Origin of the sequence: Streptomyces cinereospinus, assembly GCF_042430725.1 — a bacterium.
GTDB lineage: Bacteria > Actinomycetota > Actinomycetes > Streptomycetales > Streptomycetaceae > Streptomyces > Streptomyces cinereospinus.
This window is the reverse complement of the sequence record NZ_JBHMCY010000022.1, coordinates 84,953-99,005: the sequence shown is the minus strand read 5'-3', so window position 1 is coordinate 99,005 and position 14,053 is coordinate 84,953. Positions and strand designations below refer to the sequence as shown.

General features: G+C 74.0%; 13 protein-coding genes and 2 pseudogenes. 11 read left to right on the top strand and 4 right to left on the bottom strand.

Features of this window, described 5'->3' with window-relative positions:
- The 5 genes and pseudogenes from ACFF45_RS14330 to ACFF45_RS14310 form a co-directional block, all read left to right on the top strand.
- Positions 1-277: pseudogene (locus tag ACFF45_RS14330) on the top strand (ATP-binding protein); the annotation flags it as partial.
- Positions 278-399: 122 nt separating this feature from the next.
- Positions 400-819, top strand: a complete 420-nt coding sequence (locus ACFF45_RS14325) for a roadblock/LC7 domain-containing protein (protein ID WP_381346269.1) — start codon at positions 400-402, stop codon at positions 817-819.
- Positions 816-1,172 carry a DUF742 domain-containing protein gene (locus tag ACFF45_RS14320; protein ID WP_381346267.1) on the top strand — a complete coding sequence of 119 codons (357 nt, stop codon included), beginning with the start codon at positions 816-818 and terminating at the stop codon, positions 1,170-1,172. The genes ACFF45_RS14325 and ACFF45_RS14320 overlap by 4 nt, the downstream gene beginning before the upstream one ends.
- Positions 1,153-1,770: a GTP-binding protein gene (locus tag ACFF45_RS14315; protein WP_381346266.1), complete on the top strand. Its 618-nt coding sequence runs from the start codon at positions 1,153-1,155 to the stop codon at positions 1,768-1,770. Before ACFF45_RS14320 ends, ACFF45_RS14315 begins: the two co-directional genes overlap by 20 nt.
- Positions 1,767-3,032 carry a cytochrome P450 gene (locus ACFF45_RS14310; RefSeq protein ID WP_381346264.1) on the top strand — a complete coding sequence of 422 codons (1,266 nt, stop codon included), beginning with the start codon at positions 1,767-1,769 and terminating at the stop codon, positions 3,030-3,032. Before ACFF45_RS14315 ends, ACFF45_RS14310 begins: the two co-directional genes overlap by 4 nt.
- 88 nt (positions 3,033-3,120) lie before the next feature.
- On the opposite strand, the gene ACFF45_RS14305 is transcribed toward ACFF45_RS14310, so the two are convergent.
- Positions 3,121-4,347, bottom strand: a complete 1,227-nt coding sequence (locus ACFF45_RS14305; RefSeq protein ID WP_381346263.1) for a cytochrome P450 — start codon at positions 4,345-4,347, stop codon at positions 3,121-3,123.
- 312 nt (positions 4,348-4,659) lie between these two features.
- Positions 4,660-4,995 carry an NUDIX domain-containing protein gene (locus ACFF45_RS14300; protein ID WP_381346262.1) on the bottom strand — a complete coding sequence of 112 codons (336 nt, stop codon included), beginning with the start codon at positions 4,993-4,995 and terminating at the stop codon, positions 4,660-4,662.
- A 56-nt stretch (positions 4,996-5,051) separates the two neighbouring features.
- On the opposite strand from ACFF45_RS14300, the gene ACFF45_RS14295 reads away from it, so the two are divergent.
- The 3 genes from ACFF45_RS14295 to ACFF45_RS14285 all read left to right on the top strand — a co-directional run bounded on the left by ACFF45_RS14295 (position 5,052) and on the right by ACFF45_RS14285 (position 10,187).
- Positions 5,052-7,178, top strand: a complete 2,127-nt coding sequence (locus ACFF45_RS14295; protein WP_381346260.1) for a hypothetical protein — start codon at positions 5,052-5,054, stop codon at positions 7,176-7,178.
- 443 nt (positions 7,179-7,621) lie between these two features.
- Entirely contained in the window at positions 7,622-8,314 is a 693-nt protein-coding gene (locus ACFF45_RS14290; protein ID WP_381346258.1) for a response regulator, read from the top strand.
- A 142-nt stretch (positions 8,315-8,456) separates the two neighbouring features.
- Positions 8,457-10,187 (top strand): sensor histidine kinase, encoded by a 1,731-nt coding sequence (locus ACFF45_RS14285; RefSeq protein ID WP_381346256.1) that lies wholly within the window; start codon positions 8,457-8,459, stop codon positions 10,185-10,187.
- Between the two features lie 28 nt (positions 10,188-10,215).
- On the opposite strand, the pseudogene ACFF45_RS14280 reads toward ACFF45_RS14285, so the two are convergent.
- Positions 10,216-10,362, bottom strand: a pseudogene (locus ACFF45_RS14280) (regulator); the annotation flags it as partial.
- A gap of 225 nt (positions 10,363-10,587) precedes the next feature.
- Between ACFF45_RS14280 and ACFF45_RS14275 the strand changes: the two are divergent.
- Positions 10,588-11,013 carry a DUF6003 family protein gene (locus tag ACFF45_RS14275; RefSeq protein ID WP_381346254.1) on the top strand — a complete coding sequence of 142 codons (426 nt, stop codon included), beginning with the start codon at positions 10,588-10,590 and terminating at the stop codon, positions 11,011-11,013.
- A 67-nt stretch (positions 11,014-11,080) separates the two neighbouring features.
- On the opposite strand, the gene ACFF45_RS14270 is transcribed toward ACFF45_RS14275, so the two are convergent.
- Positions 11,081-12,046: a YihY/virulence factor BrkB family protein gene (locus ACFF45_RS14270; RefSeq protein WP_381346252.1), complete on the bottom strand. Its 966-nt coding sequence runs from the start codon at positions 12,044-12,046 to the stop codon at positions 11,081-11,083.
- Between the two features lie 204 nt (positions 12,047-12,250).
- On the opposite strand from ACFF45_RS14270, the gene ACFF45_RS14265 reads away from it, so the two are divergent.
- Entirely contained in the window at positions 12,251-13,156 is a 906-nt protein-coding gene (locus ACFF45_RS14265; RefSeq protein ID WP_381346251.1) for an NAD-dependent protein deacetylase, read from the top strand.
- 140 nt (positions 13,157-13,296) lie between these two features.
- Positions 13,297-14,031 carry a D-Ala-D-Ala carboxypeptidase family metallohydrolase gene (locus ACFF45_RS14260; protein ID WP_381346249.1) on the top strand — a complete coding sequence of 245 codons (735 nt, stop codon included), beginning with the start codon at positions 13,297-13,299 and terminating at the stop codon, positions 14,029-14,031.
- The last annotated feature ends 22 nt before the right edge of the window (positions 14,032-14,053 follow it).

Here is a 14,053-nt window from a genome sequence, read left to right as displayed (position 1 = left end):
CGCCGACGCCTCCCGCAGGCCGGTCGCGGCCACCGAGAACGGGCTGCCCGTGCGGGCCCCCGGCCACACCATGGCCGAGGCGGAGCGCAGGCGGCCGCAGGCCTCGGCCGAGTCCGCCCGGCAGGAGCCCGGCGCGCCCGGTGCGGCGCGCGACGCCGGCAGCCGGTTCGGCGCCTTCCACCGCGGCCGCCAGGCCGGGGGCCCCTCCGAGGCCTCCTCCCCCGCCGACGCCCCCGGCGCCGGCGGACCCGAGACCGCCGCCGGGGCGGACGGCTAGAGCCCGGCCCCTCGCACTGCCCAGGGCCCTCGGCCCTCACCCCCGCACTGAATCGCGCACCCCGTTGGATTGGAGGTACGGGCCGGGTGACCCTCGACCGGTCAGATCCCGTCCCGCCTGTCATGGAGACCACCGACAACAGCCTGACCTGGCTTCTGATGAACCTGTTGGAGCGCACGCCAGGTACCCGTCACGCACTCGTCCTGTCCCGGGACGGCCTGAAGCTGTGCTGGACGGACAACCTGTCCCTGGACCAGGCCGACCAGCTGGCGGCCATATGTTCCGGCATCCAGGCTCTCGCGCAGGGCGCCTCCGTGGAGTTCGGTGACGGCTCGGGCGGTGTCCGGCACTCCATGACCGAGTTCCACGGCGGTCTGCTGTTCATCGTGGAGGCCGGCGAGGGCGCGCACCTCGCGGTCATCGCGCAGGAGAGCGCCGACCCGGGCGTGGTCGGCCACCAGATGACCGAGCTGGTGGAGCAGATCGGCGACCACCTGCGGGCCGAACCGCGCACACCAGTCACCCCCGGTACCCCGACGTGATCAACGAACCGGTTGACATCGGCGTCCCGGACCGGCTCTACACGGTCACCGGCGGACGCAGCGAAGCCGACGACTCGTTCGACCTGGTGACGCTGATCGTCAGTGAGTGCGAACCCACCGCGGGGATGCAGTCCGAGCACGTGCGGATCCTCGAGCTGTGCCGGCATCCGACGGCGCTGGTCGAGGTCTCGGCCGAGCTCAGGCTGCCCATCACCGTCGTACGGATCCTGCTGTGCGACCTCCACGCCATGGGCAAGGTGAGCGCCCGCCACCCCCGCGCGGCCGCGTCCGTCGCGGCCCTCCCCGAAACCGCCCTGCTCCAGGAGGTGCTCCATGGGCTCCGCAACCTCTGAGGTGCCCTCCCAGCGCACACCGCTGGCCGATGACGCCGAGACCGGTCTGAAGATCGTCGTCGTGGGCGGCTTCGGCGTCGGCAAGACCACCCTGGTCCGGTCGGTCAGCGAGATCCGTCCGCTGAACACCGAAGAGGTGATGACGCAGGCCGGTCAGGGCGTCGACGAGACGGCCGGCGTGGAGCGCAAGACGACGACGACGGTCGCGTTCGACTTCGGGCGCATCAGCCTGAACCAGCGGATGGTGCTGTACCTGTTCGGCGCCCCGGGCCAGGAGCGCTTCTGGTTCCTGTGGGACCGGCTGTTCGCCGGCACGCTGGGCGCCGTCGTCCTCGTCGACACCCGGCGCATGGCGGACTCCTGGTACGCGATCGACCGGCTCGAACACCACAAGACCCCGTTCGTGGTGGCCGTCAACAGGTTCGACGGCGACGAGAGCCGGTTCTCGCTGGAGGAGATACGTCAGGCGCTGGCACTCGGCGACCACATACCCATGGTCGACTGCGACGCGCGGGTCAGGTCCTCGGGCAAGGACGTCCTGATCACCCTGGTGAACCACCTCTACACACTGGCACTCTCCCGGGAGGGGACCTCGTGAGCGACCACACCGGCGCCCCGTCCGCCGACACGCCTCCGCCGGGCTGCCCCGCGCACGCCTCCGCCGTGCACCTGGGCGGCCTGGAGTACCAGCAGACGCCGTCGCAGCTGTACCGCACCATGCGCCGGGAGCACGGGGCGGTCGCGCCGGTGCTGCTCGACGGCGGCATCCCCGCCTGGCTGGTGCTGGGCTACCCCGAGGTCAGCTATGTGACCAGCCATGACGAGTTGTTCGCGCGGGACTCCCGGCGCTGGAACCAGTGGCCGAACATCCCGCAGGACTGGCCGTTGCTGCCGTTCGTCGGCCACCAGCCGTCCGTGCTGTTCACCGAGGGCCAGGAGCACCAGCGCCGGGCCGGTGTGATCACTGAGGCGCTGGAGGGGGTCGACCAGTTCGAACTGACCCGTCAGTGCCAGGTGATCGCCGAGCAGCTGATCGCCTCGTTCGCCGGCAGTGGTCAGGCCGAGCTGATGAGCACGTACGCGCACGCCCTGCCGGCCCGCGCGGTGCTGTGGATGTGCGGTGTGCCGCAGGGCACCACGGGCACCGAGCAGCTCGTCGAGGATCTGCGGATCTCGCTCGACGCGGGTGAGGGCGACGACCCGGTGGCGGCGTACCTGCGCGTCGGGGAGCGCATCACGGAGCTGGTGAAGGAGAAGCGGGAGCGTCCCGGACCGGACGTGACCTCGCGCATGCTGCACCACCCGGCCGGCCTCAGCGACGAGGAGGTCGTCCAGGACCTCATCTCCGTCATCGCCGCGGCCCAGCAGCCGACCGCCAACTGGATCTGCAACACCCTGCGTCTGCTGCTGACCGACGAGCGTTTCGCCGTCAACGTCTCCGGCGGCCGGGTCAGCGTCGGTGACGCGCTGAACGAGGTTCTGTGGCTGGACACGCCGACCCAGAACTTCATCGGCCGCTGGGCCGTGCGCGACACCCAGCTGGGCGGGCGGCTCATCCGCGAGGGCGACTGCCTCGTCCTCGGCCTCGCGGCGGCCAACACGGACCCGCAGATCTGGCCCGAGGCGCACGTCGGCGCCGAGAACTCGGCTCATCTGTCCTTCAGCAACGGCGAGCACCGCTGCCCCTACCCGGCGCCGCTCCTGGCGGACGTGATGGCGCGTACGGCGGTGGAGACGCTGCTGGAGCGCCTTCCCGACCTGGTGCTGGCCGTGGATGCGGCGGAGCTGACCTGGCGTCCGTCGGTCTGGATGCGCGGACTGACCACGCTGCCGGTGCGGTTCACGCCGTCGGTGCAGTGAACCCGCCCTCCGCGGGCCGGCCGGGCGAACCCCGAGATCGCCGGCGCGCGGAGGACATGACCGTGGGGCGGCCGCCGCTGCTCGCCACTCAGCCGGTGACCGGGGTGAAGCGCACCGGCAGTGACTGCGGACCGCGGGTGAAGACGCCCTGCTCGACCAGGTCGAACCCGTCGGCCATACGGAGGTCGGGCATGGCGTCGAGCAGCTGGTTCACACCGATCTCCACCTCCGCCTTGGCCAGCAGCGCGCCCACGCAGAAGTGCCGGCCGAGCGCGAAGGCGAGGTGGTCGGCCGCGGCGGAGAACGCCGAGGTGGTGGTGAGGTCGTCGCGGAAGATGTCGAACCGGTCCGGGTCACGGAAGCGGCGCTCGTCCCGGTTGGCGGCTCCGATCAGGCAGGTCACCGTGGCGCCCGGGGGGATGGTGCCGCCGGAGACCTCGACCTCGGTGGCCGACTGCCGCATGATCATCTGCACCGGCGGGCTGTAGCGCAGCGTCTCCGCGAAGGCCGCGGGGATCAGGCTGCGGTCCGCCCGGACGGCCGCCAACTGGTCGGGGTGCAGCATGAGGTTGGCCAGGATGCCGGCGATCGCCTTGTCGGTGGTCTCCCCGCCGGCGGCCAGCAGCAGGCTGCAGAACGCCTTGATGTCCTCGTCGCTCATCCGGACGCCGTCGATCTCGGCGGCGCAGAGCGTGGACAGCAGGTCGTCACCGGGGTTGTCCCGCCGCTCGCGGATGACCGGGATCATGTACTCGGCGAACTCGACACGGGTGCGCTCGCCCGCGGCGGTCACCTCGGGGTCCCCGGAGAGGTTGCCCAGGAACGCGATCACCGCGGTGTACCAGCGGTGGAAACGGTCGTGGTCGGCCTTGTCCAGACCCAGCATGTCCGCGATGACGTTGACCGGGAAGCGTGTCGCGTAGTCGCCGACGATGTCGGCGGAGCCGGTGTGCCGGAAGGCGTCGATGAGTTCGCGCGAGTTGCGCTCGATGACCGGCAGGAACTTCTCCTGGAGGTCACTGCCACGGAAGGCGGGGGCCACGAGGGCACGCCGCACCGCGTGTTCCCGGCCACTGAGCTGGAGGATCGTCTTGCCGTGGACGGGCTCCACCTGCCAGTTGTAGTTGTCGGTGGTGAACTCGGACTTCTTGTCCTTGAACACACGCTCGACGTCACTGTAACGGGAGATGATGTAACTCTGGGTGGCCTCGTGCCAGATCAGGGGTTCCTTCTCGCGCATCACCGCATACGCGGGGTAGGGGTCCGCCGCGAACTCGGGCGAGAGGATGTCGGGCACCGGCTGAGCAGTGGACACGGAACTCCTCGAAGTAGATGCGTGCCGTCGAGGAGCAGATTATTGATCTTTCGGTGGCTCAAACAGTCCACTCCTGGCCGAAGTTCAGCGGCGGCCATCGTGCGGGGGTGTGGGGCGGCTGAGCTCGGCGAGGCAGGCGTCCAGCGGCTGCAACCGCCCCGGCAGCGACTCGCGCGGGTTCCACCACCGGACTGCCGCGATCTCGTCGTTCGGGCGGAACTCCCCCTGGCCGTCAGCTGTCCGGCCGGTGAACAGGGCGCCGTACTCCGCGCGCCGGTGACGGCACCCTCGGCGGTCTCGTCGGCGGCCAGATCACCGTCGACCTCCTCCGCCTTCGGGCGCCAGGAGGTAGCGGGCGTAGCCGACGAGGCGGAGCGGTCCGCCGGGCCCGTGGCCGGTCTCCTCCAGCAGCTCACGGGCAGCTGCCTGGCGCGGGGTCTCGCCGGGCTCGATCATTCCGCCCGGCAGCTCCCCGTCCTGCCGGAACCGGTTGAAGGCCATCAGGACGCGATCGTCCCGCCACAGGGCCACCAGCGCGAAGGGCAGCGGCGCGTCGGCGGGCGGCGCGTCCTCCGCCCCGTGGACGAAGCACGTCAGGGCGTTGCCGCGGTGGTCGACGGCGAGCGGCGCGGAGGGCAAGGCGGCCATGCCGTCATGATGCCCGGCGGGAGCCGATGTCAGAGGTGGCTGGCACGATGCCCGCCATGGAACTCGTACACCCGCTCGACGGCCTGCACACCCGTCCCTGGTCCTCCTTCGACCATGCTTACGGCAGCGCCGACGACCTGCCCGGACTGCTGCGCGCTCTGGCCGGTCCCGACCCGCGAGCTGCGGGCCAAGCCCTGTCGGAGCTGTACGGCAGCGTGCTGCACCAGGGGACGGTCTACACCGCCAGCGCGGAGGTGGTGCCGTTCCTGGCCCGGATCGCGGCAGCCGGCCACCACGTGGCGGACGTGCTGACGCTGCTCGGCGGCCTGGCCGAGAGCGAGGACGAGCACGGTGTGGCACCCGGCGCGGTCCGGGCCGCGGTGACCGGGCAACTGCCCCTGCTCCTGCCCCTGCTGGACTCCGTGGAGCCGCAGGTGCGCCGGGTCGCCGTGTGGGCGGTGTCCCACACCCGTGCGTCGGCACCGGTGCTCCCCCACCTGCGGACGCGGTGGGAGGAGGAGAGCGAGCCGGTGGTGCGCGCGGAGGCCCTGGCCGGGATCTCCCGGCTCGACCCGGCGGCCGGCGCGGCGGAGGCGGCCGCCGTCCTGGAGGACTCCCCGCCGGCCGAGGTGAGCCTGGCCGCCGTCTTCGCCTGCCTCGATGCGGGCCTGCCGTGGACCGAGGCGCACCACACGGCCCTGCTGTCCGTCCTGCCGGCCGGGCGGCTCACCGGAGGGCTCGATCCCGACCGCACCGAACCCTTCGCGGCCGTCGTGGAAACGCTGCTCAGGCGGGGCGGTGACGCCGACCGGGAGGCGGCGTTCGAGCTGGTCGACGCCGCCCTGCGCGACCCGCGGGCCGAGGTGCGGGCCGAGGCCCTGTGGGCGGCCGAACGCGCCTGCGCGCTCTCCCGCGCGGCGCCGCGGCGCCTGCTGGACGCCCTTCGCTCGGCCGCCGTCGACGAGGACGCCGTCCTCGCGATGGCGTCGCTGCTCGGACGCCTCGGCCCCGTCGCCGCGTCGCTGGCGGACGTCCTGGTCCCGCCGGCCGGCCGGAACCCGGAGGAGGCGGACGACGAGGCCGACCGCGCGCTGGCCGCGCTCGCCCGTGTCGCCCCGGCGCAGGCCGCGCCGCTGCTGGCCGCCGGGCTCGGCCGGCGGCCGCGGGCACTCGCCGCTGCCGTCGGGCTCCTGGACCGCAACCGTGCCACGTTTCCCTACGACAGCGCGCTCCTCGGCGCGGTCCGGTCCCGTCTCGCCCGGCCCGAGGCCTTGAGCGGCAACGAACCCTGGCAGCTGACGGCGCTGGTCACCGGATGGGGCGGCCGGGCCTCGGCGGCGCTGCCCGAGCTGTACGAGGCGCTTGCGCACATCCCGGACCAGGCCGCCCCGGCGATCGCCGCCGTCGCCCGCGACACGGCCCCCGGTGAACGCGCCCGGGCGGCGCGTTTCCTGCGAGCGGTGGCCGAGAAGGGCTCGGTCCGGGCCGCGCGGGCCCTGCACGACCTCGTGGGCGACCTCGACCCTCTGGTGTTCCTGCTGGAGCGGGAACTCCGGCGCGGTGGGCGCGGGGTGCGGGACGCGGCGTCGGCGGCCGCCGGGCTCGGAACCGGAGCCGAGGCCCTGGCACCGGCCCTGCGCGCGGCGCTGAGCGGAGCGGACGGTGGGACGACCACACCCGCCCTGGACGCGGACACGGCGGTCGCGGAGGCCCTGTGGCACATCACCGGGGAGGCCTCGGTGGTCGTCGACGCCCTGGACTCGGTCTTCGCCCGGGCCGCACGGAACTCCTGGTCCCAGTGGGCCGTGGTGCGGGCCGCACGGGCGACGGCGCTCCTCGGCCCCGCCGGGCGCCCCCTCACCTCCCGGCTGGAAGCCCTGCTCGGCCATCCGGTGCAGGTGCCGGCCGCCGTGCTGGCCCTCACCGCCGTGGCAGCCCCCGCCACACCGGACCGCGCGGCACTCGCCGACCTCGTCCTGCGTTCCGCCGAACAGGAGGCGGATCCGATGGGCGCGTGCGACGCCCTGGAGGCCCTGGGCACCGCGGGGTTGCCGCCGGCCCACCTGCGTCGCCTGACCGTCCTCGCCGAAGGCGACGCCCGGGTCGTCCGCTCGGGAGTGGAGGACCGCCTCATCCACCAGGACGAAGCGTTCCGGGACCGCGCCCGGGCGCTCATCGGCTGACGGCGATCCGGGGCGGCGGCCAGGCGGTGTCCCCTCCTCGAAGGGGCCCCGCCTGTTCCCCGGCCTCGGTCCTGCGGGGGCGTCCGGGTCGCCGCGGACGCCGTTCCGCAGGCCGGGGCCGGCGGCACGGCCCTCGGGCGCGGCCGGCGGAGGGAATGCGGCTCGACGCCGTGTTCGCCGCCTCTGCCTGCGTTCCGCAGCCGGACCCCCGCGGTCCGGTACGTCTCCGGCGTCGGACCCGCACGGGCGCGGGGCCAGACGCCGGCCCGACCCGAAGCGGCGCGGACCCGCAACGACGCGAAGCCAGACGCCGGCCCGTCCCGAAGCGGCGCGGAAACGGGGCCGACCGGCCCTGGCCCTTCGTCCCGGACGCGCGCAGGATCGTGAGCAGGGGAAGCCGTCCCCCTCCGGACGGGGACGGCGGCGCGCGACGGGAGCAGGCCATGTCGGACAGTGAGCGCAGCGGCGCCGGGACCCCGGTCCGCGTCTTCCTCCTCGACGACCACGAGGTGGTGCGCCGCGGGGTCCGCGACCTGCTGGACGACGAGCCGGACATCACCGTGGTCGGCGAGGCCGCCACCGCCGAACAGGCCCTCGCCCGGGTGCCCGCCCTGCGTCCGCGGGTGGCGGTGCTGGACGTGCGGCTGCCGGACGGCGACGGCGTGACCGTCTGCCGTGAGCTGCGGTCGCGCATGCCGGAGCTGGCCTGCCTGATGCTGACCTCCTTCGACGACGAGGAGGCCCTGCTGGACTCGATCATGGCCGGCGCGTCCGGATACGTGCTGAAGCAGATCCAGGGCTCGGACCTGGTCTCGGCCGTCCGGACGGTGGCCCGCGGCCAGTCGCTGCTCGACCCGAGCGCCACCACCCGGCTGATGGCCCGGCTGCGCGGCGGGCAGCAGCCGGCGCCCGAGCCGGACGTGCTGCCGGGGCTGACCGCCCGTGAGCGGGAGATCCTCGCCCTGATCGGCGAGGGCCTGACCAACCGGCAGATCGGGCAGCGGCTCTACCTCGCCGAGAAGACCGTCAAGAACCACATCTCCCGCATGCTCGCCAAGCTCGGCGTCGAGCGCCGCGTCCAGGCCGCCGTCATCGCGACGCAGGCGCGGGACCGGCTGCGGCAGCAAGGGCACTGACGGCCGGGCCGGGCGGCTGCCGATCGGCGCCCGGCCCGGGCACCGGCCCGTTCTCCTGCCGTCTCCGGCCCCGGCCGATACCGTGGCAGCTGACCGGTACGTCCGGTCCGCGGGGACGACGAGGGGACCTGGAGGAACAGCGGTGACAAGCCCCGAGGAACGCGGGGACGCCGCCCGGGTGCGGCTGCCGCAGCTGAGGCTGGACGAGCTCCTGGCGGAGCTCCAGGCCCGCCTGGACACGGCCCGGGGCACCCGCGACCGTGTGCACAGCCTGCTGGAGGCGGTGCTCTCGGTCGGCCGCGAGCTGGACCTGCAACAGGCGCTGCGCGGCATCGTGCAGGCCGCGGCCGTGCTGGTGGACGCCGAGTACGCCGCCCTCGGCGTGATCGGACCGGACGGCAGGCGGCTGTCGGACTTCCTCACCGTGGGCATCAGCGAGGAGGGCATCGCCCGGATCGGCCACTACCCCGAGGGGCACGGCATCCTCGGCGAGCTCATCCGCAAGCCCGAGACCCTGCGCCTGGAGAAGATCTCCGCGCACCCCGCCTCGTACGGCTTCCCGGCGAACCACCCGCCGATGAACACCTTCCTCGGCGTCCCCATCCGCGTCCGCGACCAGATCTTCGGCAACCTGTACCTGACGGAGAAGCGCGGCGGGGCGCAGTTCGACGAGGACGACGAGTCGGTCCTGGCCACCTTGGCCGTGGCGGCCGGGGTGGCGATCGACAACGCGCGGCTCTACGAGGAGTCCCGGCTGCGCGAACGCTGGCTGAGCGCGAGCGCGGAGATCACCCACCGGCTGCTGTCCGGCTGCGGACGCGGCGAGGTGCTCGCGCTGATCGCCGAGCGGGCGATGGAGAACACCGGCGCCGCGCTGGCCGTGGTCGCGGTGCCGGTGGAGCACACCGGCTCCCTCACCGTGGAACTGGCCATCGGGCAGGAGGCCGAGGTCCACTCCGGCCGGGTGCTCCCGGCCGACGACGGCCTCATCGGCCGCGCCTTCTCGACCGGGGCCCCGGTCACCGGCCCGGACGTCTCCGGGGACGAGCGGGTGCCGTCCGGTCCCGAGCGGGTGGCCGGACTCGGCCCGGCGGTGGCGGTGCCCATCGGCGGCAAGGACGGCGTCCGGGGAGTCGTGCTGCTGGTCCGCCCGGCGGGCCGGACGGCGTTCTCCGGCAAGGAGACCGAACCGCTCCAGGGCTTCGCCGCCCAGGCCGCGGTCGCCATGGAGCTCGCCGAGCGCCGCCGGGACGCCGAGCAGATCGCGCTGCTCCAGGACCGCGACCGCATCGCGCGCGACCTGCACGACCTGGCGATCCAGCGGCTCTTCGCCACCGGCATGACGTTGCAGAGCGCCGGCCGGTTCATCGAGCACCCGCAGGCGTCGGAACGGGTCGCACGGGCCGTGGACGACCTGGACGAGACCATCAAGATCATCAGGTCCACGATCTTCGGGCTCCGCTCGCGTGACGACGCGGTCGGGCAGGGGCTGCGGGCCAGGGTGGTGCGGGCGGTCGGGGAAGCGGCACCGGTGCTCGGCTTCGCGCCCCGCCTCCGCATGGAGGGCCTGCTGGACACCCAGGTCCCCCGGGAGACCGCCGGCCATGTCCTGGCCGTCCTGTCCGAGGCCCTCACCAACATCGCCCGGCACGCCCGCGCGGACCGCGCCGACGTCGTCCTGGAGACCGACGACGGCACCCTGACCCTCACGGTCGCGGACAACGGCGTCGGCATCCCGCCGGGCGGCCGCCGCAGCGGCCTGCGCAACATGGCCGACCGGGCGGAGCAGCTGGGCGGCTCACTGGAGGTGACCGGGGCGGCCGGGGGTGGCGCGCGGGTGGTGTGGCGGGTGCCCGTGGGGGAGGAGAGGTAGCGCCGGTCTCACCGGCGTGGCGTCGGGCTCATGTCCGGCTGCCGCTGCCGTAGGGGGCGTAGAGGTCCAGCAGCCGGATCCTCGACGCGTGCAGCCGGTCCGCGACCACGTGGCCGACCCAGTGGGAGACGGCGCGGCCGAACTCCGGGTCCTGGGCGCACAGGGCCCGCCCGGCACCGCGCGGCACGCCCACCGGGCGCACCCGGGTGGCGAGGCACGCGACGATTCCGCCCAGCACGGCGAGCAGCGGCAGCGGTGACAGCACCAGCACCGCCGGCAGGACCGGTACGTCTCGACCTTGACGGGATGGAGGGGAAGTCGCTGGGCCGGCGATCCGGCGGTAATCCGGGCGCGGCGGGGTAATGGGAGGTCGACCACCCCCCTTGCGAAGGAGTCGAGGATGACCGACGACGCCTACCTGTTCCTGCTGGACGACGCGTCCGCGCCGCTCGGTGTGGCCCCCGCCGCCGTCGGCGGGCTCGCCTGCCTGGAGACCCCCGCGGTCCGCGCGTGGCTGGACGCCCACGGGACCACGGCGGCCTCCCCGCACCTGCGCCTGCTGCCGCCGGAGGAGACGGCGGGCGTGCCCGAGGGAGCGGAACGGCTGCCCGTCCCGCTCAGCGACGAGGAGCTGAACCGCGTCCGCCACCGGCTGGCGCCGGAGCCGCTCGCCCGGATCGAGGAGGACCTGCTCGCCTACCGCGACTGCGCGGACGGCCGGGACAACCTCATCGGGCGGGCGCTGGCCGCCGGCGTGCCACCGCACCGCGTCGTCGAGCTGACCGGAGTGGATCCCGCGACGGTCACCGCCGCGGCCGGCCGCTGAGGACGCGACGGCCCCCGCCGCCGTCCGGCCGCTGAGGACGCGACGGCCCCCGCGCCGCCGGCCGGCCTCACGCACCCGGTCCCGGGTCCGGCCGGACAGCCGACTCCACACCGGCGCGGGCCGCTTCCAGCTGGGCGGCGAACGCGATGCCGAGGAAGAGCGCGACGGCGGTGAGGTTGGCCCACAGCAACAGGGCGATGAACGCGGTGAGCGGGCCGTACACGGCGCCGAAGGCGCCGCTCTCCTCCACGTACAGCGCGAGCAGCCACGTCGCCGACACCCACAGCAGCAGGTGCACGGCCGAGCCGAAGGCCAGCCAGGTGTAGCCGGGCTGGTCACGGCGGGGCGACCAGCGGAAGATCACCGCGGAGGCCATCCAGGCCAGCGCGAGCCCGGCCGGGACGTCGAGCACGCCCCACCACTGCGGCCCGCTGCCCTCCCGGCCGGCGGAGGCCGCCACCGCGTCGCCCACGGCCTCACCGGCGACGAGTACCACGAAGCCCAGCACCAGGGGCAGTCCGGCGGCGAGCGCGAGCACGATCGCCCGCGCGTACTTGCGCGGGAAGGGACGGTCGCGCTCGATGCCGTAGATGCGGTTGGCGCCGCGCTCGATCTGGCCCATGGCCGAGGCGAGGTTCAGCAGCGCGAAGCCCAGACCGAGCCACAGGGCGAGCGTGCTCCAGACACTGCCCTCGGCGGTGCGCCGCGTCCCCTCGAAGGCGTCCTCGACGATCTCCGCGCTGGCGCCCGGCACGATCCGGCCGAGCGTGAGTTCGATGATCCGGCCCACGCCCTCCGTGTGCACCGACGTGGCCAGTCCGACCAGCGCCACGGTGCACGGAACCAGCCCGAGCACCACCTGGAAGGCGAGGGCCCGCGCGTTGGTGAAGCCGTCCGCGTAACGGAACCGCGCGAACGAGTCGGCCAGCAGCCGCAGCCCTCCGTAGTGGCGCAGGGCGGTGAACGCCTCGTCGCCGGAGAGTTCGTCCCCGATCATGTCCCGGGTCTGCGGGACGTGGACGGCAGTACCCATCGTGTGGACGCTCCTTGTCGTGCGGCGGCTGCTCCCTGTCCGGTTGCCCCGTAAACCTCGCCGTCCGACCTCGTTCCGGGGAGTCGGCGCGCGGGCCGGCCCCGGTGGTCACCGGGGCGCCGCAGCGAACGTCGCGTCCCCGCACGGCGCGCTGCCGTGCCGATCGGTGACCGGCCCGGGCGGCCCGTTCCGTACCCTGGCGGCATGCGCATGCGCCCCACCCTGAGCTGGACCCCGCCCGAGGACCTGCCGCCGGGCACCACGGATCTGCGGCCGGTCACCGACGCGCTGCGCGCCGGCGGTGTGCTGGTGCTCAGCGGCGCGGGCCTCTCCACGGAGTCCGGCATCCCCGACTACCGGGGCGAGGGCGGGAGCCTGAGCCGGCACACTCCGATGACCTTCCAGGACTTCACCGCCGACGCCCGGGCCCGGCGCCGGTACTGGGCGCGCAGCCATCTCGGCTGGCGCGTCTTCGGCCGCGCCCGCCCCAACGCCGGGCATCGGGCGGTGGCCGCGTTCGGGCGGCGCGGCCTGCTGGCGGGTGTGATCACGCAGAACGTCGACGGTCTGCACCAGTCCGCCGGCAGCGAGGGCGTCGTGGAGTTGCACGGCAGCCTGGACCGGGTCGTCTGCCTGTCCTGCGGCGCCGTCAGCCCGCGCCATGAGCTGGCCCGGCGGCTCGCCGAGCGCCACGCGGGCTTCGCGCCGGTGGCCGCCGCCATCAACCCGGACGGAGACGCCGACCTCACCGACGAGCAGGTCGGCGACTTCCAGGTGCTGCCCTGCACGGTCTGCGGGGGCGTCCTCAAGCCGGACGTGGTGTTCTTCGGCGAGAACGTGCCGCCGGAGCGGGTCGAGCACTGCCGCCGGCTGGTCCACGAGGCGGCCTCGCTGCTGGTCCTGGGGTCCTCGCTGACGGTGATGTCCGGGCTGCGGTTCGTCCGCCAGGCGGCGCAGGCCGGGAAGCCGGTGCTGATCGTCAACCGGGACCCGACCCGGGGCGACCGGCACGCCCTCACCCGGGTCGCGCTCCCCCTGGGGGCGGCCCTCACGACCGTGGCCGGCCGGCTGGACATCGCCGTCGACGGCCGGGCGGCGGCCCGGCCCTGACCCGACTGCCGCCGCCCGGTGTCGGGGTGCGCCGGAGGTCTGGTCCTGTGGCGGACGGTGGCGGTGTGGACAGGGGCGGCCGCGGCGGCCAGACTCGCCTCGATCCCTTGCCGGAGACCTGTGTTCGAGGCGGAGGCACGATGGTGCGACGTACGGTCCGACTACTCCTCTCAATTGTCATGACCATGACTGCAATGGCGGGCGGTGTGCTGGTCACCGCCGGCCCGGCCCGGGCCGACGAGTGCTACACCTGGAGCCGCACCCTGTCGGAGGGCATGTCGGGCTCCGACGTGACCCAGTTGCAGGTCCGGGTGGCCGGGCACGTCGACCACGGCGAGATCCTCTCCGTCGACGGCGACTTCGGCCCGCGCACCAGGGCCGCGGTCGCCACGTTCCAGGCGGCCTACGGGCTGCCGGCGGACGGGGTCGCGGGTCCCCAGACGTTCAGCAGGATCTACGCGCTCCAGGACCCGGACTGCACGCCGGTCCACTTCACCTACGCCGAGCTGAACAAGTGCAACTCCGACTGGTCCGGCGGTGCGGTCAGCGCGGCGACGGCCAAGTCGAACGCCCTGCGCACCATGTGGAAGCTGGAGGCCATGCGGCGCGCGATGGGCGACACGCCGCTGGTGGTGACCAGCGGTTTCCGCTCGTACTCCTGCAACAGCGCGGTGGGCGGCGCCTCGAACAGCCGGCACCTGTACGGTGACGCCGCCGACCTCGTCGGCAGCCCGTCCTTCTGCCGGCTCGCGCAGCGCGCCCGCTACCACGGCTTCGGCGGCATCTACGGCCCCGGCTACCCGGGGCACGACGACCACACCCACGTGGACGGGCGCACCAGCCGCTCCTGGTCCGCTCCCAGCTGCGGCATCTGACCGCCCGGTGCCACGCCCACCG